The organism is Micromonospora sp. DT201 (genome assembly GCF_049841575.1).
Taxonomy (GTDB): domain Bacteria; phylum Actinomycetota; class Actinomycetes; order Mycobacteriales; family Micromonosporaceae; genus Micromonospora.
Genome location: NZ_JBNCKP010000014.1, coordinates 159,031 through 180,002, shown reverse-complemented (window position 1 = coordinate 180,002; position 20,972 = coordinate 159,031). Strand labels below are relative to the sequence as shown.

The 20,972-nt window shown below is 68.2% G+C and carries 18 protein-coding genes; 6 read left to right on the top strand and 12 right to left on the bottom strand.

What is annotated here, in order from left to right:
- Nucleotides 1-67: 67 nt before the first annotated feature.
- From ACLQ28_RS22350 to ACLQ28_RS22335, 4 genes are all read right to left on the bottom strand, one after another.
- Nucleotides 68-385, bottom strand: a complete 318-nt coding sequence (locus tag ACLQ28_RS22350) for a winged helix-turn-helix domain-containing protein (protein WP_425688220.1) — start codon at nucleotides 383-385, stop codon at nucleotides 68-70.
- Nucleotides 382-810 (bottom strand): hypothetical protein, encoded by a 429-nt coding sequence (locus tag ACLQ28_RS22345; protein WP_425688219.1) that lies wholly within the window; start codon nucleotides 808-810, stop codon nucleotides 382-384. Before ACLQ28_RS22345 ends, ACLQ28_RS22350 begins: the two co-directional genes overlap by 4 nt.
- 79 nt (nucleotides 811-889) lie before the next feature.
- On the bottom strand, nucleotides 890-1,555 hold the full coding sequence (locus ACLQ28_RS22340) for a response regulator (protein WP_425688218.1): 666 nt from the start codon (nucleotides 1,553-1,555) through the stop codon (nucleotides 890-892).
- The gene (locus ACLQ28_RS22335) at nucleotides 1,540-2,703 is read right to left on the bottom strand and encodes a sensor histidine kinase (RefSeq protein ID WP_425688217.1); all 1,164 of its coding nucleotides are present in this window, start codon (nucleotides 2,701-2,703) and stop codon (nucleotides 1,540-1,542) included. Before ACLQ28_RS22335 ends, ACLQ28_RS22340 begins: the two co-directional genes overlap by 16 nt.
- A gap of 130 nt (nucleotides 2,704-2,833) precedes the next feature.
- On the opposite strand from ACLQ28_RS22335, the gene ACLQ28_RS22330 reads away from it, so the two are divergent.
- Complete coding sequence (locus ACLQ28_RS22330; RefSeq protein ID WP_425688216.1) at nucleotides 2,834-3,235, top strand: DUF6069 family protein; 402 nt, start codon at nucleotides 2,834-2,836, stop codon at nucleotides 3,233-3,235.
- Here ACLQ28_RS22330 and ACLQ28_RS22325 read toward each other — a convergent pair.
- Nucleotides 3,164-4,225 carry a hypothetical protein gene (locus tag ACLQ28_RS22325; RefSeq protein ID WP_425688215.1) on the bottom strand — a complete coding sequence of 354 codons (1,062 nt, stop codon included), beginning with the start codon at nucleotides 4,223-4,225 and terminating at the stop codon, nucleotides 3,164-3,166. The two genes, ACLQ28_RS22330 and ACLQ28_RS22325, sit on opposite strands and share 72 nt — an antisense overlap.
- A gap of 319 nt (nucleotides 4,226-4,544) precedes the next feature.
- Here ACLQ28_RS22325 and ACLQ28_RS22320 point away from each other — a divergent pair, with 319 nt between their 5' ends.
- Complete coding sequence (locus tag ACLQ28_RS22320; protein WP_425688214.1) at nucleotides 4,545-4,868, top strand: hypothetical protein; 324 nt, start codon at nucleotides 4,545-4,547, stop codon at nucleotides 4,866-4,868.
- 128 nt (nucleotides 4,869-4,996) lie between these two features.
- On the opposite strand, the gene ACLQ28_RS22315 is transcribed toward ACLQ28_RS22320, so the two are convergent.
- From ACLQ28_RS22315 to ACLQ28_RS22305, 3 genes are all read right to left on the bottom strand, one after another.
- Nucleotides 4,997-6,316, bottom strand: coding sequence for a cellulose binding domain-containing protein (locus ACLQ28_RS22315; RefSeq protein WP_425688213.1), 1,320 nt, complete (start codon nucleotides 6,314-6,316; stop codon nucleotides 4,997-4,999).
- Between the two features lie 467 nt (nucleotides 6,317-6,783).
- A complete protein-coding gene (locus ACLQ28_RS22310; protein ID WP_425688212.1) occupies nucleotides 6,784-7,188 on the bottom strand; it encodes a hypothetical protein in 405 nt (134 codons plus the stop codon).
- 148 nt (nucleotides 7,189-7,336) lie between these two features.
- On the bottom strand, nucleotides 7,337-8,806 hold the full coding sequence (locus tag ACLQ28_RS22305; RefSeq protein WP_425688211.1) for an arabinofuranosidase catalytic domain-containing protein: 1,470 nt from the start codon (nucleotides 8,804-8,806) through the stop codon (nucleotides 7,337-7,339).
- Nucleotides 8,807-9,040: 234 nt separating this feature from the next.
- On the opposite strand from ACLQ28_RS22305, the gene ACLQ28_RS22300 reads away from it, so the two are divergent.
- Nucleotides 9,041-10,054 carry a LacI family DNA-binding transcriptional regulator gene (locus ACLQ28_RS22300; RefSeq protein WP_425688210.1) on the top strand — a complete coding sequence of 338 codons (1,014 nt, stop codon included), beginning with the start codon at nucleotides 9,041-9,043 and terminating at the stop codon, nucleotides 10,052-10,054.
- A gap of 10 nt (nucleotides 10,055-10,064) precedes the next feature.
- Here the strand turns inward: ACLQ28_RS22300 and ACLQ28_RS22295 are convergent, their stop codons facing one another.
- The 4 genes from ACLQ28_RS22295 to ACLQ28_RS22280 are packed head-to-tail and all read right to left on the bottom strand — an operon-like array spanning nucleotide 10,065 to nucleotide 14,859.
- A complete protein-coding gene (locus ACLQ28_RS22295) occupies nucleotides 10,065-11,777 on the bottom strand; it encodes an amylo-alpha-1,6-glucosidase (protein ID WP_425688209.1) in 1,713 nt (570 codons plus the stop codon).
- Between the two features lie 32 nt (nucleotides 11,778-11,809).
- A complete protein-coding gene (locus ACLQ28_RS22290) occupies nucleotides 11,810-12,634 on the bottom strand; it encodes a carbohydrate ABC transporter permease (protein ID WP_425688208.1) in 825 nt (274 codons plus the stop codon).
- The gene (locus ACLQ28_RS22285; RefSeq protein WP_425688207.1) at nucleotides 12,631-13,602 is read right to left on the bottom strand and encodes a carbohydrate ABC transporter permease; all 972 of its coding nucleotides are present in this window, start codon (nucleotides 13,600-13,602) and stop codon (nucleotides 12,631-12,633) included. The genes ACLQ28_RS22290 and ACLQ28_RS22285 overlap by 4 nt, the downstream gene beginning before the upstream one ends.
- An 18-nt stretch (nucleotides 13,603-13,620) precedes the next feature.
- A complete protein-coding gene (locus ACLQ28_RS22280; RefSeq protein ID WP_425688206.1) occupies nucleotides 13,621-14,859 on the bottom strand; it encodes a sugar ABC transporter substrate-binding protein in 1,239 nt (412 codons plus the stop codon).
- Between the two features lie 298 nt (nucleotides 14,860-15,157).
- Between ACLQ28_RS22280 and ACLQ28_RS22275 the strand changes: the two genes are divergently transcribed.
- The 3 genes from ACLQ28_RS22275 (at nucleotide 15,158) to ACLQ28_RS22265 (ending at nucleotide 20,824) form a co-directional block, all read left to right on the top strand.
- Nucleotides 15,158-16,990, top strand: a complete 1,833-nt coding sequence (locus ACLQ28_RS22275; RefSeq protein WP_425688205.1) for an RICIN domain-containing protein — start codon at nucleotides 15,158-15,160, stop codon at nucleotides 16,988-16,990.
- A gap of 184 nt (nucleotides 16,991-17,174) precedes the next feature.
- The gene (locus ACLQ28_RS22270; protein WP_425688204.1) at nucleotides 17,175-18,752 is read left to right on the top strand and encodes an arabinofuranosidase catalytic domain-containing protein; all 1,578 of its coding nucleotides are present in this window, start codon (nucleotides 17,175-17,177) and stop codon (nucleotides 18,750-18,752) included.
- A gap of 614 nt (nucleotides 18,753-19,366) precedes the next feature.
- Nucleotides 19,367-20,824, top strand: a complete 1,458-nt coding sequence (locus tag ACLQ28_RS22265; protein WP_425688237.1) for an endo-1,4-beta-xylanase — start codon at nucleotides 19,367-19,369, stop codon at nucleotides 20,822-20,824.
- Nucleotides 20,825-20,972: the final 148 nt, after the last annotated feature.

Here is a 20,972-nt window from a genome sequence, read left to right as displayed (position 1 = left end):
AACGACACCGCTGCCGCGCGGACTGCTCGGCCGTCATCGCCCGGCCTTGGCTACCGATGCAGCCCACTCAAGCGCGTGGCGTTGCGGTAGTGATGTGCTGAAGGGCTGAGAGGTGTCGGTTGAGTGCGTCACGTCCGGCACCGGTGAGCTGAAGCCAGGTTCGTGGGCGGCGGCCGATCCTGCCCTTGCTGACCTCCACGTAACCGGCTGCCTCCAGCGCCGCCGCCTGCTTGGACAATGCCGGATTGCTGATCTCGACCAGGTCGCGGATGGCCCCGAACTCGGCCCTCTCCACGCCGCTGAGCGCCGCGATGATGGAGAGGCGGACGCCGTTTGTGAGCAGTTCGTCGAGACCATGCCGAGGATGCTGACCAAGCTGGGTCATGCTCCACGCCCTCGCCAGGCGCCAACGAGAAGCGGTAGCGCGACAAGAACAGCGGCCGGCACCCAGTACTCCGGGCGGTCCGTAAAGAGTGGCCGCCCCACGCCAAGCGTGACCACGTAGAGCGAGCACGTCGCCATCATGAAGGGTACGTAGCGGCGCCCCAGGTCACGTGGGATCACGCGTTGCCGGAAGTACCAGATCAGCAATCCGCCGACCACCAGAAAAAAGATCACGGTGATGGCGGCGACTCGTGCCGGTGTGGAGCCGAGCAACCCAAGGGCCGCCGTGATTCCACCGAAGGCAGCACCCAGCAGTGCGAGGAACGTGACCAACCATCTGGACTGGATCTGCGCTTGAGCGGCGATGCTGGCTGCTCGAGCGAGGTCCTCGACCGCGCGAGAGGGAGGCATGGGTTCAGGGCTCACTGTTGCAGCTTACGCAACATGTTTCCAATATGGCAACTACAGGTCCGGTTCATCGGGCACCTGGCCGCGAGCCTCCGGGTCAGGCGAGTCGACCGTCGTGGGCGAGCAGGGCGACCTGGGTCCGGTTGTCCAGATCCAGCTTGGTCAGGATGTGCGAGACGTGAACCTTCACCGTGGTAACGCTCATCAGCAGCTCGGTGGCGATCTCGGCGTTGGAGCGCCCGTGGGCGATGGCCAGCACGACGTCGCGTTCCCGGGGCGTGAGCACGGCCAGCCGGCCGCGCGCCTGCTCGTATGACTCGGCCCCGGACGCCACCCGCTGCATGAGGCGGCGCGTCACACCGGGCGACAGCATCGGGTTGCCGGCCGCGACGGCGCGGACCGCCTCGCTGATCCGCTCCGGCGGGGTGTCCTTGAGCAGGAAGCCGCTGGCACCAGCGCGTAGGGCCCGCACCACGTGCTCGTCGGTGTCGAACGTGGTGAGCACGATGATCTCGGGTGGCCGGTGGCGGCGGCGCAAGCGCTCGGTGGCGGTGATGCCGTTGACGCCGGGCATCCGGATGTCCATCAGCACCACGTCGGGCATGTGCCGGTCCACTGCGGTGATCGCCGCGCCGCCGTCGGCGGCCTCGCCCACGACGACGATCCCGTCGGCGCCGTCGAGCATCATCGTCAGCATTGCCCGTACGAGGGGATCGTCGTCGACGATGACGACCCGGACCGGGCCCGTCACGTCGTCGGCCATGGCAGCCAGGCGGTGAGGTGGAACCGACCCGAGGCGTCGATGTGGTGGGTGACACGGCCGCCGGTGAGGGCGGCCCGTTCGGCGAGACCGATCAGGCCGGCGCCACCGTCGGAGGTGGCAATGCTGTCGGGCGTGGTCGGGTTGCTCACCGCGATGCTCAGGCCGGAGCCCGGCGTGCCGCCGAGCGCGAGCCGGACCGGCTGCCCGGCGGCGTGCTTGCGGGCGTTGGTCAGCGCCTCCTGCGCGATCCGGTACGCGGTGCGGCCGACCGTCGGGGGGACCTCGACTGGCGGGCCGAGCGGGTCGTCGACCTCGATCTGCTGCCCTGCGGCCCGAGCCTCCTCGACCAGGCGCGGCAGGTCGGCGAGGGTCTGCCCGGGTGGTGCGTCCGCCGGCGAATCGGCGTCGTCGCTGCGCAGCAGCGTGATGACCTCACGCAGCTCGTCGAGGGCGTGGTGTGCGCTGGCCCGGATCACCCCGGCGGCGGCGCTGAGCCGCTCGGGCGGTGCATCCGGCCGGTACTCCATCGCTCCGGCGGCCGCCGCCAGCAGCGAAAGCCGGTGGGCCAGCACGTCGTGCATCTCCCGCGCGATCCGGCTGCGCTCGGCCGCCCGCGCCTCGACGACCCGCCGTTCCTGCTCCTGCTCAGCCCGCCGGGCTCGATCCCGCAGCGCAGCCAGCAAGGCGTGCCGGGCCTGCGCCCAGGTGCCCCAGCCCAGCAGGGCCGCGTACGCGGCGGTCATCAGCACCAGCCGCCACCCGTACGGCAGGCTGGGCACCGGCCGCCAGAACGCCTGCACCGCCTCGCCTGCCACGCCGGCCGCCGCCACCGCCGCAGCCTGCCGGAACGGCCGGTTGCGGGCAGTGAACAGCACCGCAAAGCTCGCCACCGGGGTGGCCACCGGAGACAGCACGACCAGCAGACTGGCCAGCACGCCACCAACCCGCGGATGGCGGACGACCACCGGGACGAGGGTCAGGGCGGCCACCGCCAGCGCGACGTCGACGCGGATCAGCACAGTGGAGCCGGATCGGGTGGCGGACCACAGCGCGGTCGCGACGAGGACACCGATCGCCCCGGTCGCCACGCCCATCGTGGCGGAACGCCACGGACTCGGCGGGCCGCTCTCGCACGTCGCCGCATTCACCAGCGCAGGCTACTGGGCTCGTGGCGGGCCAGACCACATCCTTTGGTAGTACAACGCGCCGCCAGCGGAGGTAGCCGCCGCGGCGTCTGGACCGACGTGCCCGGCCCAAGCGGGACCGGAGACTCAGGGCATGACGAACAACCTTCTCCTGCGTCGAGTCGCGGTGTCGGCCGGTGCGATCCTGGTAGCGGCGGCCGAGTTCGCGATCCTGCACTCGGCGGCCGGCGTCGACCTGGCGGCCAACTCCGGAAACTCGACCCAGCAGATCACGGTGGGTGCGGTCGTCGTGGCCGCCGCGGTCGCGGCATTGGCCGGCTGGGCGCTGCTCGCGATGCTGGAACGTCTGACCAACCGGGCCGGTGTCTGGTGGGCCTCGATCGCGGTCGCGGTTCTTCTGCTGTCGCTCCTGGTCGGGCCACCGAGCGGCGTCGGCGGGGGAGCGAAGGCGACTCTCGCGCTGCTACATCTGAGCGTCGGCGTCGTCCTCATCCTCGGCCTGCTCCGGTCGCGCCCGGAAGGGCCGAACCGATGACGGCGCTGACCGTACGCGAGCAGAGGTGGCGGGCGAACCCGGCGGCAAACGACGGGATGCCGCGTCTGCCGTCTGCTCCTGACGCGGGCGGGTGGCGAGGGCATAGCCGGTGGTCGTGACGCCCAGCGACACTCCCCAGCCGAGGAACACCAGCAGCGTGGCGGTTTCCGCCCACCTGTCCCGGACGTCCGACCAACGCAGGTCACCGGCGCGTAGTTGGTCGACGAACACCGCGACGCTCAGCACGCCGTAGGTGACCAGCGCGAGTGCCACCAGCCCGGCCGGGAGCACCGCCAGCAGTGGCGGAACCCGTCGACCGCGCAGTCCCGGCACCCAGCGCGGAAACTGCTGCCCCCACCGCTGCACCAGACCGAGGACGAGCAGACCGGCGAGCGGTGGGACGAGAGTGATCGCCACGCCGATCTGTGTCGAGAGGTTCCGTTGGATGTCGTCCAGTCTCGACTCGGAGATGCCGACAGGCACGCCGAGCACCCAGAGCCCGTGCGGTACGGCCCAGCCGACCACCGGCAGCGCGACCGCCACGTACGCCCAGATGCGCGTCCACCGCGGCACCGGCCGGAAGCCGGGGAGCACCGGTCCGTGCCGGGGACCGGATGCGTTCGCAAGCCCGACGAACAGGAGGCCCCCGATCACCAGCGCGAGCCGGGCACCGAGGTCACGCCAGTCCGAGGGACGCCCCGCCAACGCCGCCGGGATCTCGAAGAACAGGTGCAGCGGGAACGCGGCAAGCATGAGCAGTGCGGCCGCCAACCAGCTACCCGTCGCTGCGAGGCGGCCAGAGAACCGGATCGCGGAGACGACCACCACCGCGAGGGCGACGCCGATCCCCACCACTCCCCATCCTGCCCAGAACGGCAGCGCCTCGACGCGGTCAGCGCCGCAACCCCCCGCCGGATCGACCAGATCGGTCCGGTCGCAGGCGGTGTACCCCCACCGGCCACCGGTGATCCAGAACAGACGCAGAGCCACCTCACCAGCGACGAATACGACACACGCCAACGCCCATCGTCTTGCCCGGTCGGCCGCTATCGATCCGACGCGTGTCCTCGATGGCAACCACATACCGACAGTCATGAACAAATGATCTGTGGCGATGTGACGACCAACCTCCCCGGCAGAGGGGATTGCGCTCCCTCTGCTTGGGGGTGATGAGCGCCGGGGTCGAGGTCTGTCGATTCGGCTCATACGAAGACCATGACGGATGGCCGAGACTGTAGCGATGTCGCCAGATGTTGAGGGTGCGCCGCGCAGGCAGGTAGCAATCACCACTGTGCTCATCATCGCTGGCGTGCTCATCCTGTTCGTTCCCGCCAGTGGCGAGGGCCGCGTCCTCGTGCCCCTCGGCGAAGGTCACGGACTGTCGGCCGTGGATGCGGTCGGCGCAGCACTGTTGGCGTTGGGCGGCACCTGGCTCGAAGTACTCGTGGTGAAACGCCTGCCGCACCTCGCCCTGTCGCCGCGGGCGCTGTTCGCACTCGGCCTGCTGGCCGGCCTCGGCGTGGGGCTCCTGGTCGCCTCGGCTTTTTCTAACTTCTTCTGGTGGTGGGCCCTCGGCGCCGCCGTGCTCGGCGTCGCCTTCCTCGTTCTCGTGCCCCTCACGGCACGCCGTTGAGGACGTCGTGCCGACCGCGATGAGCAGCGTAGGTCCGAGAACGCTGGTGGAGTAGCCGCCGTCGGGGTGGGCCTGGGTGAGCCCTGAGGACCCGGAGCCAGTGGCTCCGGGCCCCGATTGTGCCCTGCTCAGGGGCTGGTGCAGGTGATGTTGCTGGGCGGGGTGGCCCCGTTGCCGGTGGCGGTGAACCCGAAGGTGGTCGAGGCGTTCGGGCCCAACGTGCCGTTGTAGGGGGCGTTCCGCACGGTGACGTTGCCGGTGGTGCCCGTGTTGGTGCCGCTCCAGAGGCTGCTGATGGCCTGGCCGCTGGCGAGGGTCAGGCGTACGGTCCAGCCGTTGACGGTGGTGGCGGTGTTGTTGGCCACGGTGACCTCACCCTGGAAGCCTCCGGGCCAACTGTTGACCGCGCTGTAGGTGGCGGCGCAGGTGCCCGGCTCACCGGTCGGCGGAGGGGTCGTCGGCGGGGCGGTCGTCGGCGGAGTGGTGGTCGGCGGGGCGGTGGTCGGCGGGGCGGTGGTCGGCGGGGCGGTCGTGGGGGGTGTCGTGGACTCGAACTGACTGAAGAATCTCCAGATTTCCCCCGAGGTCCACGTCCTGGAGTCGTTCGGGCTGGATGATCCGTCGACCGGGCTGGGGGTGTGGTCCCCGTCGAACGCGGCCCACTGCACGGGATAGCCGGCTCGGCAGCCAGCGTAGGTGGTGGTGATGTGGGTGAGGCTGCCGCGGCTCGGCTCGCGCGGGCTCTGCGCCGTGCAGCCGTTGTTCCTGACGAATGTGTCGCGCAGAGACCGGCCCTGGGAGATGTTCAGCACGCTGTCGTAGATGCCGTGGATGCCGAAGTAGGCCACGGGTTGGGTGCCGCCGTTACAACCGCTGAGGTTGGCGCCGGACAGCACGGAGACCGCTCGGATGACGGTTGGTCGGGCGCAGGCCACCGCGTAGCTCATGGCTCCGCCGTAGCTCCAGCCCAGGGCGAAGCGTTGGGTCGTGTCGACGCAGAGGTCATTCTCGATCTGCTGCGAGATGTCGTCGAAGAGGGTCAGGTCTCGGCCGTTGGTATTGGCCCAGCCGGCGTTGAGGCCTTGGGGCGCGACGAAGATCGTGCTGTTGTTCGACAGCGGCGCGAGCCCGTAGTAGCCGGCTGAGGCGACGTTGTTGGCCGAGCCGTTCAGCCAGTGAAAGCCGAAGATCAGCCGGTAGGGGCGGTTCCGGTCGTAACCGTCCGGGATCCGCAAGATGTAGGTGCGACTCTGTCCGCTGCTCTGAATGGTGCGTGTCCCGTTGGTGAGCGTGGGGGCCTTGCCGCAGCCCGCAGTCGCCGCGAGTGTGCCGTTCGTCGCGGCCACCGCCGCCCCGCGGAAGCTGCTGCCCAGCGCACCACCGGCGGTCGCCGCGAGGAGAACCGCCGCGCCCGCGATGAGTGAGAAGAGGTGCCTGTGTCTCGCCATTGCTTGACTCCTTGCCAGTGGTCGTCTTGTAGCGGTGGTGGTGCGTGAGGTCGACCCGGCGGGATGTTTGTGGTGCTGCCTGGTGACGAAGGAGCGGCGTCCCTTCCGCTGCTGGCCGGCATGCGGACCGGTGCGGCGTGCACGCCAGGCGTGCACGCCGCACCGTCACAGCCGAGGTTGTCCGCAACGGGCATTGGAAGCTGGGAATGCAGCCGGACTGAAGGTTGTCCGGCAACCGCCTACGGTCGCCTGGCATCGGCGGAGCGGCCCGGACTGGTCACCGGCTGGCAAGGCGGCGGGAGGAGGTGCCCTCGGCGTGCCTCTGCCGATCGACTCAGGTGACCGGGAGCGTGCCCTTCACTCCCGCGCCGAAAGATAGCATGTCATCGATAAAGCGCTCAACCGGTCGAGTCAGCAAAAGGCGGTCTGAACGGCGGACGGTACGGAGATATCCGTATGTGGCCCGACTACGGCGCGCTGTCGAACCACCAGTTGGCGATGAAGTAGAGCCCTGGCATCCACGCAACCGCCGCGGCCGCGAGCCACGCGACGTAGGCCGGAACCGCCTTTCGTGTGCGGCGTGCCAGGAGGGCGTTCACCGCCAGGAAGGTCGCACCGAGGATGATCGCGGCGACGACGACGAACATCCCCACGAGCGACGCCTCATCCGTGTCGACCTCGAACGGGGGATAGCGGCCGGCGATCTTCGCGTAGGTATGGTTCGTGCCCAGCGAGTACGGCCCGTTGAGCTGGTAAGCCAGCAGGGAGATGACCATGCCCAGCGGATAGGCGGCCAGGACACCGATCACGAGGTTGCACAGCAGCGTCGCGGCGGCAGCCACGAAGACCCGAAGCCGGTCGGAGCGGATCACGGTGTCCGATCTTCGGTGGTCTCGTTCATCGTGAACTCCCGTTGTCTCGACCGACCCCGCAAACGGATGAAAGATAGCAGCAGTTTCACCGGAGGTGCCGCCCCCGCAGAGTTCGCGAAGACGGCACCGACCTGGTGATGTGGGGTGATCAGCTACGGGTGGACCAGCGTTGGTTTTGTTGACCGTTGCAGGTCCAGAGGATGAGTTTGGTGCCGTTGGCTGTTGCGGCGGTGTTGGCGTCGAGGCAGAGTCCGGATTGGACGCCGGTGATGGTGCCGTTGGTGTTGATATTCCATTGTTGGTTGGTGCCGCTGTGGCAGTCCCAGATGATTGCTTGGGTGCCGTTGGTGGTGCCTTGGCCGTTGGCGTCGAGGCATTTGTTGCCGTTGACCTGGAGTTGTTTGTTGGCGGTGTAGGTCCAGCGTTGTGGTGTGCCGCCGGTGCAGTCCCAGAGTTGCACCTGAGTGCCGTTGGTGCTGGTGCCGTTTGGTACGTCGATGCAGCGGTTGGATTGGCTGCCGACGATCTGAACGTTCTGTTGCGGGTTACCGCCACCGGCCGGTGCATACGCGGCGGCGTTGATGTTGGCCTGCACGGCGTTCTCGGTGGCCGCCGTCGGGTAGCCGGAGGTCAGCACGCCCTCGAAGAAGGTGCCCCGACCGGTGATGCTGTTGTCACCGCCGATGCCGAGGAGGATGGCCCCCTCCTTCTTCATCGGGTGGTAGCCGTTGGGGCGTGGCCCATCGAAGTAGGTCGTCAGGCCGCCCGACTGCGCGCTGCCGCCCCGGATCGCCCAGTGGTTCGGCTCGCCCTTGACCATGGCCGTGACGAATCGGTGGTTGATCGACGCGATGTTGTTGTACCCCGCGTTCACCCCGGAGAACAGCCCCCACTCCAGGTCGGCCATGATCCAGGGGCCGGTGCCGGCGCCGTATCCCCACTGCTTGTTGGCACCGAAGTAGACGGTCTCCATGATGGCGCGCTCATCGGCCAGGCTGTTCGTCTGCGCATTGCCGTAGTCGAAGCAGCACCACTGGTTGTAGTGCGTGCCGTCGACGACCGCGTAGATGCCCTCGGGCTGGTCGCCGGTGGCGACGCCGTTGGTGTTGTTGTTGCGGTAGCCGGTGCCGGGGGCGATGTAGACGCCGTAGGCCTTCTGGCCGCCGACGGTGATCGGGGCCGCCTTCGCGTCGGCGAGGTTGTCATATCCGCCGGCGGCGGGGCCGACGAAATAGCCGGGGGGTGCCTGGGTGAGGCGGTTGTTGCGGCCGGACTGGTCGTAGAGGATGGTGATCACGCAGTTGGTGTTGGCGCAGAAAGAGTCCTGGGTGGCGGCGTTGGCGTAGCCACCCGCGCTCAGCACACCGATGTCGCGGGTGGTGTTGTCCGACGAGCGGCGGACTTGGTAGAGCGGTCCGTTGTACGCGCCGTAGAGCGCCCGGGTGGTGCTGTGCGCGGCCACGCAGGGTGTGCCACCCGAGGCGTAGATGTCACACGGTCCCGTGCCGGCGGCGTGGGCGATGCCCGGCGCGTCCGAGACCACGTAGATGCCGGCACCGAAGGCGAGGACCAGCAGGGTCCCCGCCGCGGCCATGAGGCGACTCAGCCGTCTCTTCATTTCATCGGATCCTTTCAGCGGTGTAGCGCAGTGGTGGCTCGACATAACACGTCATACCTATGACATTAATGTTTGTCCATACATCGCGCTACCTTCCCGCGCTACCGCATCCCGGCCCCGCCGAGTTGGCTGCGGAACTTTCCTGACTCGGGCACGAGGTTCAGGACAGATATGCTCGTCAGCGAAGCAGGGTGCGTCCCCGTATCGGGGCAAGAATCGATTCGAGGGCGCGGTATGAACATCGGGGAGATCGCCCGTCGGGCGGGAGTGTCCCGCAGCACTGTGTCCTACGTGCTGAGCGGGAAGCGGACCGTGTCGGAGGCAACCCGGCAGCGGATCCAGGCGGTCATCGACGAGTTGGACTACCGACCGAACGCCAGCGCCCGTGCTCTGAAGGAGGGACGCACCCGCACTCTCGGGCTGGTGATCCCTCCGGCGAGCCAGCGGTTGACCGACATGCAGTTGGGCTTCGTCGCCAGCGTCGTCGAGGCAGCTGCCCGCCATGACCTCGACGTGCTGCTGTCGCCGTCTGGTGGCGACCATGACCGGTCGTTCGAGCGGATCGTCACCGGCCGGCGGGTCGACGGAGTGGTCCTGATGGAGATCCGCTTGGACGACGACCGGGTGACTCGGCTGACCAAGACCGGTCTGCCGTTCGTCACGATCGGGCGCACCGCCGAGCCGCACGGCATGAGCTGGATCGACATCGACTACGCCGGGCTGATCGCCCGCTGCGTGCACCACCTGGCCGATCTGGGGCACCGGCACGTGGCGCTGGTAAACCGCTCCGCCGAGTTGGTGGCCGCCGGTTACGGCCCCAGCCATCGAGCGCTGGCTGGTTTCCGGGCAGCGGCGATGGAGCGGGACCTGACCGGCGTGGAGGTCTGCTGCGGCGACGACACAGCCTCCGGCGAGGCATGCGTGGAGGAGTTGCTCGCGACACGTCCGGACGTTACGGCCGTGGCCACCATCAACGAGGCCGCGCTGCCCGGAATGCAGCGTGCACTGACCGGCGCCGGGCTGTCCGTGCCGGTCGACTTCTCCGTCACGGGTGTCGCCGCCCAGCACTGGGCGGAGGACTTCCGCCCGCCGCTGACCGCCGCAGACGTTCCGATGGTCGAGATGGGCGCCGAGGCGGTGTCGCTCTTGTTGGAGATCATCGCCGCGCCCGGGGCGGTGCCACGACACCGGCTGTACAGCCCGCCCATCTCATTGCGCTCCAGCACCGGTCCGGTCCGGGCCCGCTGAGGCGACGCGGCTACCCAGCGGTGACCCGCCGTTCCTCCTGAGCGGCGGCGAGGATCAGATAGCTGCTGGCAGTCCAGGTGTACGCGCGATCCCTGAGCCCGGCCCCGGTTTCGGCGTCGAAGTTCTCCGCGAACCCGGACTTCTCACACAGCGCGAGGAATCGTCGACTGATCTCGTCGGCGATCCTGGTCTGACCGGCGCGTCGCAGACCGTCCTCGACCAGGACGGTGGACGGTGCCCAGATCGGGCCACGCCAGTAACCATCGGCCAGGTAATGGGCCGAGTCCGGCGGTTCGGTGGCCAGCCCGTGCGTGGTCAGGTGGGCTTCGGCGCCCCGGGCCAGCGCGGCGGCGACCGGAGCTGGCAGATCGGCCCCGAGTGCGACGGGCATCAGATCGAGCAGGCTGCGGCTCGCGCGCTGTTGCCCGGTGTGCGGGCTACGGGCAGTGAAGCGTTCGCCGTCCCACAGGTCCCGGAGCATGGCCCCGTGGATTCGGTCGGCCTCCCGGGACCACTGGTCCGCGGGCTCGCCCAGCTCGGTGGCGAGGTCGGCCAGGCAGCGAAGCTGCGAGACCAGAAATGCGGCGAGGTCGGCTGTCTGGAGGACCCGGCCGTCGTCGAAGGTGGTTGCGTTGTCCCAACCGCTGTCGTTGCCGTGCTGGTAGTGGGGCAGATCGTGGCCGGGGGCCCGGCGTGCGTCGAGCCAGAACCGGGACCAGCGGGCAAGCCGGTGGTACGTCTGCGCCAGTGCCTCCCGATCCACCGGCTGGGGAAGGCGGCGGCGCAGGTGTCGTAGGGCCCAGCCGTGAATGGGGGGCTTGACGTAGTTGTGCAGGACCTCGGAGTGGGTGACCGAGTCGGGTAGGGCACCGGCCTCGTCCTGGTGGTCGAAGGGCAGCTGGAACTGGTGCCAGGCCAGCTCCGGCTCACCGCTGGCCAGGGCGATCGCGTTGAAGCAGTGGTCCCAGCTCCACACCTTGTCCATCCAGTGCTTGGACATCAGGACCGCCGGCCGGGTGACGAAGCCCGCCGGGGCGACGGTGGCTGACCACAGCACGTACGCGGCCAGCTCGGCGGCTGGGGTTTCCGCACCACGCCACGGTGCGACCGCGTCGACGAACGCGGTGAACTCGGCGATCCGGTCGCGGCACAGTTGGTCGAAGCTGACGGATCCGACGTACGGGCGGCGGGCGGTCGCGTACTCCTCGATCGCGATCTCCCACGGTTGGTCGGCGGGGAGGTCCACGGACCGGTCAGCGGTGCCGAGAGCCTCGACGCCGTCGGTCCGCTGGAGCGCACCGGAGAGCACCGTGATCCGGTAGCGGCGACCGGTCTCGTACGAGGTGAACACGTGTGACCCGTCAACCGGGTCGAGGTACAGGTAGGTGCCGCTGAACGGGGTGAGGGCGCTCGCTGCTGCTGCTACCCGCAGGCCGAGCCGGCGACCCCGGATCCGCAGGGTGTCCGGCCCGTCGTAGACGGCTTCGATCCGGTCTGCGCCGATGCGCCAGGTCAGCAGCGCGGGCGTGGCGACGACCGTGGCGCCGGCGACGGCGGGGGCGAGGCGCAGTACGGGGTGCAGCCCGGTCTGGTGGGAGACCAGGTGCAGATCGTCGGCGTACGTCTTCTCGGCTACCACCGGGGAGATGTTGAACCAGGATCCTCGGTAGCTGAACGGGATGTCCTGGATGGGGAACTCCGGACCGGACGGGGCGACGGTCATGGGTGGCGGATGCCTTTCTGTGGTGCGGGTGGTCAGTCCTTGACGGCGCCGGCGGTCACGCCCATCGAGACGTACCGCTGGGCCAGGATCAGCAGCACGGCGGCGGGGATGGAGGCGACGACAGCGGTTGCCATGATGGCGTTCCACTGCTGGTTGTTGTTGCCGATGTAGTGGTAGATGCCGAGGGTGATCGGCTGGTGGTCGCCGCCGCCGGCGAGGGTCGAGGCGAAGATGAAGTCCGACCAGGACCACAGGAACGCGAACAGCGACACCGTGACGATCGAGTTGCGGCTGACCGGCAGCACGACCGACCAGAAGGTCCGGAGCCGACCGGCGCCGTCGACCACGGCGGCCTGCATCAGCTCGTCGGGAATCCCGGACATGAAGGCCGTGAAGATCAGCACGCCGAACGGCACAGCCAGGGTCGTGTCGGCCAGGATCAGGCCGGGCAGCGTGTTGAGGACGCCGAGGTTGAGATAGATGGCGTAGAAGCCCATCGCCATGATGATTCCCGGGATCATCTGTGCGATCAGCAGTACGAAGCTCAGCGCCGGGCCGCCGGGCGGCCGGAGCTTCGCCAGCGCGAATCCGGCGGGGGCGGCCAGCGCGACGGTCAGCACCACCGTGCCGAGGCCGACCAGGAAGCTGGTGCCGAGGTACGGCAGTTGTTGGTCGAGCACCGCTCGGTAGCCGTCCAACGTGCCGTTTGTCGGGAACAGGTGCGGGGGACTGGCCCGCATGTCCTGGTCCCGGGTGAACGACACATTGATCATCCAGTAGACGGGAAAGAGCATCAGCCCGGTCAGCACCAGACCGATGCCGGTCTTCCACCAGGCGCGAGGCGTTGAAGTGGTCATCGTAGGTGCTGCCTCCGCTCGATCCGGATGTAGACGAGCCCGGCGATCAGGGCCATCACGATGAGCAGGTTTCCGATGGCCGCGCCCGGGCCGAATTCGGGCAGCATGTTGCCGAAGCCGAGCCGGTACGACCAGGTGGCGAGGGTGGCCGAGGAGCCGGTCGGGCCACCTCTGGTCATGACCCAGACGATGTCGAAGACCTTCAGCGTGTAGATCAGCCCCAGCAGCAGCGTGATCGTGGAGACCGGGCGCAGCAGCGGGAAGGTGATTCGCCAGAACCGTTGCCAGCTCGACGCCCCATCGAGCGCGGACGCCTCGTACATCTCGACCGGGATCCCCTGTAGCCCGCTGTACAGCACCACCAGGTTGAACGGGATGCCGATCCAGATGTTCGCGATGATCACCGAGGTGAGCGACCACCCCGGCGAGGTGAGCCAGTTGACCGGGTCGATCCCGACGACGCCGAGTGCCGCGTTGACCAGACCCGAGTCACTGTTGAGCAGCCACGACCAGGTCGACGCCGAGACGATCAGTGGCAGCAGCCACGGTACGAGGATCAACGCCCGCAATGTGCGCGACAGCGGAAAGTGCTGGTGGAAGAAGAGCGCCAGGGCCATGCCGATGCTGAACTGGAAGGTGAGTGACGCGGCGGTGAAGATCAGGGTGTGCGCCAGCGTCGGCCCGAAGGCCGGGTCGGTCAGGACCGTCCGGTAGTTGTCGACACCGGCGAAGGGCGCGCCGCCCTGCACGAACGAGCGGACGGTGTACTCGCGCAGGCTCAACTCGACATTGCGGAAGAGCGGGTAGGCGTAGAAGGCGATCAGGTAGAGGGTTACCGGTGCCAGGAAGCCCCATGCCAGCCATCGGCTGGGCCGGCGGCCACGGGACGGGGGAGGCCCGGGTGGGGCGGTCTTCGCCGCCCCACCCTGGTCTCGTACGGCGGTGGAACTCTGTTTCGTGGAGTGCATGGTGTCGGTTCGGCGCCGTTACTTGGTCGTGGCTGCGGCCTGTGCGGCGGTCAGCGCATCGCGCGGCGACTTCCCGCCGCTGAGGGACGCCTGCACCGCGGTCCACAGCGATTCGGAGATCTTCGGGTACTTCGTGCCGAGGTTGTCACCGGTGCGACCCTTGGCTGCCCGGACCGCCTCCACCCAGACCTTGAGCTTGGGGTCCGCGGTGGCCTGCCGGTCTTGGACTGCGGCGACGGGTGCGACGTAGGACAGCGTGGTGTCCGTGGTGAGGAGGTTGTCGGCGCTGGTCAGGCAGGCGACGATCTTCTGCGACGCCTCGTACCGGCCGGTGTTCTTCTGCACCGGGATGGAGACGAATTCACCGCCGGTTGGCGCCGGCGCCGGGCCGCCCGCGGTGGCCGGGATCGCGATGGTGCCGTACGAGAAGCCAAGCTTCTCCGCGTTGGCCAGCTGCCAGGTGCCGTTCTCGGCGAACGCGTAGTCGCCGGTGGCGAACTCCTGCCAACTCGTGGTCTGGGTGTTGTTGATGATGGAGTTCGGGGCGAGGCCCTGCTTGAGCCAGTCCGTCCAGAGCGCCAGTGCGGACACCGCCTGCGGCGAGTCCAAACTGGTCAGTTGGGCTCCCGATCCCCAGAACCAGGGCAGGAACTGGAAGCTGCCCTCCTCGGTGCCGATCGCGGAGAAGGTGATGCCCTTCTTCCCCTTGGCCTTGACCTTGGTCAGCGCGGCGGTCAGTGAGGTCCAGTCCGTGACCGTGGCCGGGTCGACGCCGGCGGCGGTCAGCAGGTCCTTGTTGTAGTAGAGGGCGAGGGTGTTCGCCCCGATCGGCACCCCGTACGTCTTGCCCTCGCTCTGGCCAGCGCCGAGCAGGTTCGCCGCCATGGCCGAGACGTCCAGCTTGTTGTCGTCGGTGGTGGTGAGCGCGCCGGCCTCGGCCAGTGTCGAGATGACCGGGTTGTCCACGATCAGCACGTCCGGCGAGTTTCCCTGCTGAGCGGCGAGCAGCGCCTTGTTGGTCAGGTCGGTGGTGTCGTAGCTGGTCCGCTCGACCGTCACTCCAGCGGAGGTGCCGCACTTCTTGAGCAGCGCGACCCATTCGGAGTCGGCGGCGAACTGCGGGTACGGGTCCCAGACGAGGTAGGCACCGCCGTCGGCGGAGCTGTCGTCGGACGACGAGCAGGCAGTGCCTGCCATTGCGACGAGCGCTATCACGGCGACGGCGGCCAGGCGCCGCCGCCGACTGAGTCCTGTCATGTGTTGCCTCACTTCGAGTCGATTGTCAGGGGCGGTGCGGGTTGACCGTCGCGGGTCGGACGCAGTCCGACCATGAGGCGAATCGATTCGACGAATCGGTTCGCACGAAGATAGGTCCGCCCCTGCCCGCTGGTCAAGAGATAGTCGGCTGGACAGAGGGGCACACTGGGAAACACGGGCGTCACCGCGCCGTCACTTCATTGACACGGTTCAGTTACCGGTCCTACGATCCCAGCGAATCGATTCGCAAGTGCAGCCCTCCGGAGAGCGTCCCCCGCGCCCCACCAAGGAGCCGCCCGTGAAAACCCCGTCCCACGGCAGGTCAGGACGAGCCCGTGCGCTCGTCGCCCGACTCGTGGTTGGCCTGCTCGCCGCCGCCGCCGTAACCACCGTCGCGTCTCCGGCCCAGGCCGCCGACGAGTCGATAAGCGTCAACTTCGCCACGGACAACGGCACGCCGACCTACCGTGCGTCCGGCTGGATCTACGGCATGACCGAGAATGCCAGCGGTCCGGCCGACCACTTCTACCGAGACGTCAAGTTCCAGTCCATGCGCGCCGGCGGCGCGCAGCTCCCGGGCAGTGGCTGGGTCGGCGGCACCTACGACCGCCGGTGGAACTCCACCCTGGCCCAGGCACGTCGGACCACCGCCCTCGGCGGGAAGTTCATCATCCTGCCGCACGACCTGTGGGGTGCCGACGGCGCCGGAATCTCCCGGTTCCCCGGCGACAACGGCAGCTGGACCGACTACGACAACTTCCTGACCCGGCTCATCAGCGACGTCCGGGCTTCCGGGCTGAACGTGCAGTGGGACATCTGGAACGAACCCAACATCACCATCTTCTGGAACCGCCCGATCTCGCAGTACCTCGAACTGTGGCGCCGCACCTACCAGCGCCTCCGGGTGGAGTTCCCCAACCAGCTCATCGTCGGGCCGAGCTGTGCCTGCGTCCCGTCGACCAACCACGCCTTCTGGAACCAGTACCTGGACTTCGTCCGCTCGACCAACACGGTTCCGGACATCATCAGCTGGCACTCGCTGCCGGGTGACCCGGTCGCCAACGTCGCCGCGGCCAACGCGACCCTCGACCCGCGCGGCATCGCGCACCCGCGGCCGTACCAGATCAACGAGTACGGCTCCCCCGACGAGCAGAACCCGGCCGACGGCGCCTGGTACATCGCCCGTCTGGAGCGGGCCCGGGCCGATGGCCTGCGGGCGAACTGGGCCAGCGGTGGCAGCCTGCACAACGACCTCGGCAACCTGTTGATCCGCAACTCGGCCGGGCAGCACCAGCCCAAGGGTGAGTGGTGGAACTACCGCTACTACGCCTCGCAGACCGGTCAGATCGTGGGGGTGACCCCCAGCCAGTCGTACGACGCGTACGCCACGAAGACGGCCGGGGTCGCGAAGGTGCTGGTCGGCGGTGGTCGTACCACCGGGAACCTGACCGTCAACCTGCAACGCCTGGACACCACGAGCGGCATCGTGCAGAACAACCAGGTCCGGGTCCTCACCCAACGCATCCCGCACAACGGCGGCGGTGCCGTGGCGGGGCCGGTCACTGTCTCGAACAGCGTGGTCGGTGTGTCCAACAACAACGCCACCGTGACCCTGCCGTACACCAACCAGAACGACACCTACACCGTCACGCTGCTTCCCCCCTCGGACGGTGGCTTCCAGTCGGTGGCGGTGGCCCAACACTCCCAGCAGTGCCTGAACAACACCGGCCTGAGCACCGCCGACGGCAACGTCCAACAGCAGAACTACTGCGACGGCGGTGACCAGCAGCTCTGGAACTTCCGCCCGGTCGCGGGCGTGGCCAACACCTACACGGTGGTCAACCAGCAGAGCGGCAAGTGCCTCGACGTCAGCGGCGTCTCCACCGCCGACGGCGCGGCCGTGCACCAGTGGACCTGCCTGAACGGCCTCAACCAGCAGTTCACCCTGCGCAAGGTGACCTACTCGGGCAACGACTCACACGACTACCAACTCGTCGCTCGGCACAGTGGCAAGTGCGTCGATGTCAACGCGGTCTCCACGGCGGCCGGCGCGCTGGCCCACCAGTGGACCTGTAGGGCGGTCAACCTGGGCAGCCCGTTGAACCAGACGTGGCGGCTCCTGGGGCGGTAGGCGTCCCGGGGGAGGTGGTGCGCTGGCCGTCCGCCCAACGGTCAGCGCACCACCCCGGAACCGCATTCATTGACATGAATTAAGCAAAGGTCATACGATTCGTAGCGAATCGATTCGCCATCGCCACCACCCCCATGGCGCGTCGACAATCCCCCGCGCTTCCACGACTCCGAGGAGCCACCTCGTGCGAACCCCGTCCCCCACCGGGCCAGGAAAAGCCCGTGAACTCATCCCGAGACACCATCGCGCCCGACGCCTGACCGCCCTGGCGGGTGCTCTGGTCGGCGTCCTCGTCGGCATCGGTGCCACCCCCGGTGCCCCGTCGCCGACCGCCGAGGCAGCCGCCGCCCCGATGGCGGCCGCCATCGAACCGGGGCAGAGCACCCGGATCATCGGTACGCTGTCCGGCCGCTGCCTCGAAGTGCCCAACTCCAGCACCACCAACGGCACCCAGACGCAACTCTGGGACTGCAACGGCAGTGCCGGCCAGACCTGGACGTGGACGTCGGCAAAGCAACTCCAGGCGTACGGCAACAAGTGCCTGGACGCCTCCGGCCGAGGCACCACCAACGGCACTCAGGCGATCATCTGGGATTGCAACGGCCAGAACAACCAGCAATGGAACGTCAACAGCAACGGCACCATCACCGGCGTGCAGTCCGGGCTCTGCCTCGACGCCAACGGCGCCGCCACCGCGAACGGCACCAAAATCATCCTCTGGGCCTGCAGCGGCGGCGCCAACCAGCAGTGGGCCTCGCCGACCACCACCACCCCGCCGCCGACCAACCCGCCGACCGGTACGCGGCCGTGCGACATCTACGCGTCCGGCGGCACTCCGTGCATCGCGGCGCACAGCACGACGCGGGCCCTCTACGCGGCGTACGCCGGCAACCTCTACCAGGTCCGCCGTTCGTCGGACAACACGACCCGCAACATCGGGGTCTCCGCTGCGGGCGGGACCGCCAACGCGGCGACGCAGGACTCCTTCTGTGGCGGCACGACCTGTGTGATCACGGTGGTCTTCGACCAGTCCGGGCGCGGGAACGACCTCTGGTACCAGGGCTCGAGCGTGGTTCCGGGTTCACCGCAGAGCAAGCCGGCGATCGCGACGTCGGAATCGCTGACCGTCGGTGGCGCGAAGGCGTACTCGCTCTACATCAATCCCGGCAACAGCTACTGGCGGGACGGGCACCTCACCGGCGTGCCGACCGGTGCGGCTCCCGAGGGCATGTACATGGTGACCAGCGGAACCCACGTCAACAGCGGCTGCTGCTTCGACTACGGCAACAGCGAGACGACCAGGAAGGCCGACGCCGCCGGGGCGATGGATGCCATCAACTTCGGCAAGCAGTGCTGGTTCGGCGGCTGCTCCGGCAGCGGCCCGTGGGTGCAGGCGGACCTCGAATGGGGTCTCTTCCCCGGCGGCAGCAGCTCGTGGAACCCGAACCAGCGCGCCTTCACCAACAAGTTCGTCACCGCGACGCTCAAGAACAACGGCACGTCCCGCTTCGCCATCAAGGGCAGCGACGCCCAGTCCGGCAGCCTCTACACGCTGTGGGACGGCTCGCTTCCGTCGGGATACAGCCCGATGAAGAAGCAGGGCGCGATCATCCTCGGCAGCGGCGGTGATTGCTGCAAGCCCGACGGAGGCGCCAACCTGAGCGCCGGCACCTTCTACGAGGGGGCGATGGTCGCCGGCTATCCGTCCGACGCGACCGAGAACGCCGTGCAGGCCAACGTGGTGACCGCCGGTTACCGCTGACGTCGTCTGAGTAGTTCGTGCGTCGGTCACCACCGGGTGGTGGCCGGCGCACGCTCTCGTCTCCGGAGTGCCACCGGTGTCAGGCCACCGAGCAGGGCGCGGCCGTCGAGGGTGAACGAGAGCGGTCGGGCGTTGTTGCCGGTGTGGGTGGCCTGGAAGCCGACGGTCGTCGGGCCGACGACTGTGAGCGATAACAGGGTTGCTCTCTGGTGCGACCCCAGTGGCACGGTGGTGCTGCTCGTTGGCTGGTCCTCCGACGGCTGAGCGCGGTCGCTCTGGGCGGCTGGTGCGGGGCGAAACGTGGCGTACCGGGAGATCGGCGTTAACGGCCCGTTACGTCTTGACGAACGACATGTTATCGCTCACTCTCGATATAGAGGACGATCGCTTCTGCGGCTCACCGGGCGAGCCGCGCGGGGCCGTACCTCCGATCACGACGTCCTCCAGGGCATGCGGACGTCACCTCGGGACCCGGCAGTTGCCGGCGACAGCCCTCTCGGACTGTGTGTGCTGATGTCGGGTGGTCAGGATGGCCGTCCCGGTTGGGCCGTTCCGAGCGAAGTGGCACATCACCACCACCGATGCAACCACTGAGAAGGATCGACATGAGACCCATGAGAACGATGTTGGCGGCGGCGACCATGGTCGCTGCCCTCGCCACTGGTATGACGGTGGCGCTGACTCCCGCAGCCGGTGCCGGCACGACCTTGAAGGCGGCCGCGGCCGAGAAGGGCCGCTACTTCGGCGCAGCCGTCGCGACGGGCAAGCTCTCCACCAGCGCCTACACGACCATCCTGAACCGCGAGTTCAACAGTGTGGTGCCCGAGAACGAGATGAAGTGGGACGCCACCGAGCCGCAGCAGGGTCGGTTCAGCTACACCGGTGGTGACCGTCTGGTCAGTCACGCGCAGGCCAATGGCATGAGCGTGCGGGGTCATGCGTTGTTGTGGCACGCGCAGCAGCCGGGTTGGGCGCAGGGCATGTCGGGTACCGCGTTGCGCAACGCCGCGATCAACCACGTCACCCAGGTCGCCACCCACTTCCGGGGCAAGATCTACGCCTGGGACGTGGTGAACGAGGCATTCGCCGACGGTGGTAGCGGTGGGCGGCGTGACTCCAATCTGCAGCGCACCGGCAACGACTGGATCGAGGCGGCGTTCCGGGCTGCGCGGGCGGCGGATCCGGGTGCGAAGTTGTGTTACAACGACTACAACACCGATGGGATCAACGCGAAGTCGACGGGCATCTACAACATGGTGCGGGACTTCCGGTCTCGTGGTGTGCCGATCGATTGTGTGGGGTTCCAGTCGCACCTGGGCACCTCGTTGGCCAGCGACTACCAGGCGAATCTGCAGCGCTTCGCCGACCTCGGTGTGGATGTGCAGATCACCGAACTGGACGTGATGAGCGGCGGCAACCAGGCCAACATCTTCGGCGCCGTCACCCGCGCGTGCATGGCTGTCTCGCGCTGTACCGGTATCACCACGTGGGGTGTGCGCGACTGTGACTCCTGGCGTGGGTCGGACAACGCCCTGCTGTTCGAGTGCAGCGGCAACAAGAAGTCCGCGTACACCGCCGTCCTGGACGCCCTCAACGGCGGCTCCACCCCGCCCACAACGCCCCCGCCGGGCTCCGGGGTGGACACCAGCGCCTGGTACGTGTTGCTGAATCGGAACAGCGGCAAGGCGCTGGACGTGTACGCCAGCGCGACGACCGACGGCGCGCGGATCAGCCAGTGGACGCGTAACAACGGCGTCAACCAGCAGTGGCAGTTCGTCGACTCGGGGAGCGGCTACTACCGGGTGAAGGCCCGCAACTCCAGCAAGGTGCTCGACGTCAGCAACTTCTCCACCGCCGACGGTGGCGCGATCGTGCAGTGGTCCGACCTCAACGGCACGAACCAGCAGTTCCGACTCGCGAGTTCGTCTGATGGCTACGTGCGCCTGATCAACCGCAACAGCAACAAGGCCGTCGAGGTGCAGGGCTCATCCACCGCAGACGGTGGAAACGTCGTTCAGTACGCCGACTGGGGTGGCACCAACCAGCAGTGGCAACTGGTCCGCATCGGTTGACGGCCGGACCGCAACCACCAGCCTGAACACCACCCGGCTGCGTGTCGGTGGCAGGAGGTGGGGATGGCGGCCCGTCCCGATGGGGCGGGCCGCCGCGACCGTCAGCACACCAGGGCACGCGCGTGCGTTCTGCTCGTGGGTGACCTCG

Bases quoted from the DNA above. Each gene is read 5' to 3' on its own strand.
- ACLQ28_RS22350 (WP_425688220.1), bottom strand. From the start codon at position 385: ATGACCCAGCTTGGTCAGCATCCTCGGCATGGTCTCGACGAACTGCTC.
- ACLQ28_RS22340 (WP_425688218.1), bottom strand. From the start codon at position 1,555: ATGGCCGACGACGTGACGGGCCCGGTCCGGGTCGTCATCGTCGACGAC.
- ACLQ28_RS22330 (WP_425688216.1), top strand. From the start codon at position 2,834: ATGACGAACAACCTTCTCCTGCGTCGAGTCGCGGTGTCGGCCGGTGCG.
- ACLQ28_RS22315 (WP_425688213.1), bottom strand. From the start codon at position 6,316: ATGGCGAGACACAGGCACCTCTTCTCACTCATCGCGGGCGCGGCGGTT.
- ACLQ28_RS22305 (WP_425688211.1), bottom strand. From the start codon at position 8,806: ATGAAGAGACGGCTGAGTCGCCTCATGGCCGCGGCGGGGACCCTGCTG.
- ACLQ28_RS22300 (WP_425688210.1), top strand. From the start codon at position 9,041: ATGAACATCGGGGAGATCGCCCGTCGGGCGGGAGTGTCCCGCAGCACT.
- ACLQ28_RS22295 (WP_425688209.1), bottom strand. From the start codon at position 11,777: ATGACCGTCGCCCCGTCCGGTCCGGAGTTCCCCATCCAGGACATCCCG.
- ACLQ28_RS22290 (WP_425688208.1), bottom strand. From the start codon at position 12,634: ATGACCACTTCAACGCCTCGCGCCTGGTGGAAGACCGGCATCGGTCTG.
- ACLQ28_RS22285 (WP_425688207.1), bottom strand. From the start codon at position 13,602: ATGCACTCCACGAAACAGAGTTCCACCGCCGTACGAGACCAGGGTGGG.
- ACLQ28_RS22280 (WP_425688206.1), bottom strand. From the start codon at position 14,859: ATGACAGGACTCAGTCGGCGGCGGCGCCTGGCCGCCGTCGCCGTGATA.
- ACLQ28_RS22265 (WP_425688237.1), top strand. From the start codon at position 19,367: ATGAGAACGATGTTGGCGGCGGCGACCATGGTCGCTGCCCTCGCCACT.